This window comes from [Ruminococcus] torques ATCC 27756 (assembly GCF_000153925.1).
Classification (GTDB): Bacteria; Bacillota; Clostridia; order Lachnospirales; family Lachnospiraceae; genus Mediterraneibacter; species Mediterraneibacter torques.
Genome location: NZ_DS264348.1, coordinates 1,911 through 4,210 on the forward strand (window position 1 = coordinate 1,911; position 2,300 = coordinate 4,210).

3 rRNA genes (1 of these 3 only partly in view) are annotated in these 2,300 nt (G+C 49.0%); all 3 read right to left on the bottom strand.

Annotated elements, in window-relative coordinates:
* A 23S ribosomal RNA gene (locus RUMTOR_RS13230) occupies nucleotides 1-929 on the bottom strand (it extends 1,748 nt beyond the left edge of the window).
* A gap of 381 nt (nucleotides 930-1,310) precedes the next feature.
* Nucleotides 1,311-1,428: ribosomal RNA gene (gene rrf, locus RUMTOR_RS05455) — 5S ribosomal RNA — on the bottom strand.
* Nucleotides 1,429-1,575: 147 nt separating this feature from the next.
* Nucleotides 1,576-2,300, bottom strand: a 16S ribosomal RNA gene (locus RUMTOR_RS13235); the annotation flags it as partial.

Genomic DNA, 2,300 nt, shown 5'->3' on the forward strand with positions numbered 1-2,300 from the left:
TTGGTAAGCTTTGACGCCCCCGTAGGAATTCAGTGCTCTACTCGCAAGACTGTATGAGGCTAGCCCTAAAGCTATTTCGAGAGAACCAGCTATCTCCGGGTTCGATTGGAATTTCTCCCCTATCCACACCTCATCCCCACCCTTTTCAACGGATGTGGGTTCGGTCCTCCATTGCCTTTTACGGCAACTTCAACCTGGACATGGATAGATCACCCGGTTTCGGGTCTACTCCGACTGACTTTCGCCCTATTCAGACTTGGTTTCCCTTCGGCTCCGCACCTTCAGTGCTTAACCTCGCCAGCCAGCGTAACTCGCCGGACCGTTCTACAAAAAGTACGCGGTTCATCATATAAAGATGTTCCACAGCTTGTAAACATATGGTTTCAGGTTCTTTTTCACTCCCCTCCCGGGGTCCTTTTCACCTTTCCTTCACAGTACTATGCGCTATCGGTCACTAAGGAGTATTTAGCCTTACGGGGTGGTCCCCGCATATTCAGTCAAGGTTCCACGTGTCTCGACCTACTCTGGATACCGCCATGTCAACTCGCCTTTCGCTTACGGGACTTTCACCCTCTTTGGTCAGCTTTCCCAAAACTGTTCTGCTAAACTTGTTGAATCAATTCCGCGGTCCGAACCCCGGGATGCACGCATCCCGGTTTGGGCTCTTCCGTTTTCGCTCGCCGCTACTCACAGAATCACATGTTGTTTTCTCTTCCTCCGGCTACTTAGATGTTTCAGTTCACCGGGTTCCCTTCCTGACGTTATGGATTGGCGTCAGGATAACTGAGGTTTGCTCAGTTAGGTTTCCCCATTCAGAAATCTCCGGATCGATGGGTATTTGCCCCTCCCCGAAGCTTTTCGCAGCTTATCACGTCTTTCATCGGCTCTTAGTGCCAAGGCATCCACCATACGCTCTTATCAGCATAACCAAACGATAGTTGTTCACGGGAATGAACTTCTATCCACACATGTATAGCGTTACATGTGTTGGTTCTAGGCCAATTTATTTTTAGTTTGTTTTCTTCAAACTTTATAGTAATTGTTAAATAACATTACCTCGGATGTCTTGATTAGATATTTTATCTTATCATTGATTTTCTCTGTATGCAGTTTTCAAGGTACACATCTTGACTGATCTTTCATCAGTCATTAGAACTTAAAATCTCTTTTAAACTCTAATCACTGGTGAACCCAGTTATTCCAACAGCACTGCCCTGCTGATTGGGTTGGCTTGACGAGGTGTTGCTCATCCCTGCCTGTATTTATTCTAAACTTCGACAGCGTTTCTGTCTTCGTTTTTTCTTTTTTTGATTTGGCGGCCACCTACTCTCCCACACCGTCTCCAGTGCAGTACCATCGGCCGTTCAGGTCTTAACCATCGTGTTCGGGATGGGAACGGGTGTTACCCCTGAACGCATCGCCACCAAAAAGTTTTGTCATCCTTGATGACTAAACAATAGACAACGACTCACTTTACTTCTTCTTCCGTTTTAGTTGGATTGTTCCAGACGAAAGAAGTTATTTCTTCCGTTTTAGTTGGATTGTTCCAGACGAAAGAAGTTATTTCTTCCTTAGAAAGGAGGTGATCCAGCCGCACCTTCCGATACGGCTACCTTGTTACGACTTCACCCCAGTTATCGGTCCCGCCTTCGGCAGCTCCCTCCTTACGGTTGGGTCACTGACTTCGGGCGTTACTGACTCCCATGGTGTGACGGGCGGTGTGTACAAGACCCGGGAACGTATTCACCGCGACATTCTGATTCGCGATTACTAGCGATTCCAGCTTCATGTAGTCGAGTTGCAGACTACAATCCGAACTGAGACGTTATTTTTGGGATTTGCTCCACCTCGCGGTCTCGCTTCCCTTTGTTTACGCCATTGTAGCACGTGTGTAGCCCTGCTCATAAGGGGCATGATGATTTGACGTCATCCCCACCTTCCTCCGGGTTATCCCCGGCAGTCTCTCTAGAGTGCCCGGCCTGGCCGCTGGCTACTAAAGATAGGGGTTGCGCTCGTTGCGGGACTTAACCCAACATCTCACGACACGAGCTGACGACAACCATGCACCACCTGTCTCCGCTGCCCCGAAGGGAAGGACGCATTACCGTCCGGTCAGCGGGATGTCAAGAGCAGGTAAGGTTCTTCGCGTTGCTTCGAATTAAACCACATGCTCCACCGCTTGTGCGGGTCCCCGTCAATTCCTTTGAGTTTCATTCTTGCGAACGTACTCCCCAGGTGGACTACTTATTGCGTTTGCTGCGGCACCGAATGGCTTGCCGAATCCACCACATGGGCGATGT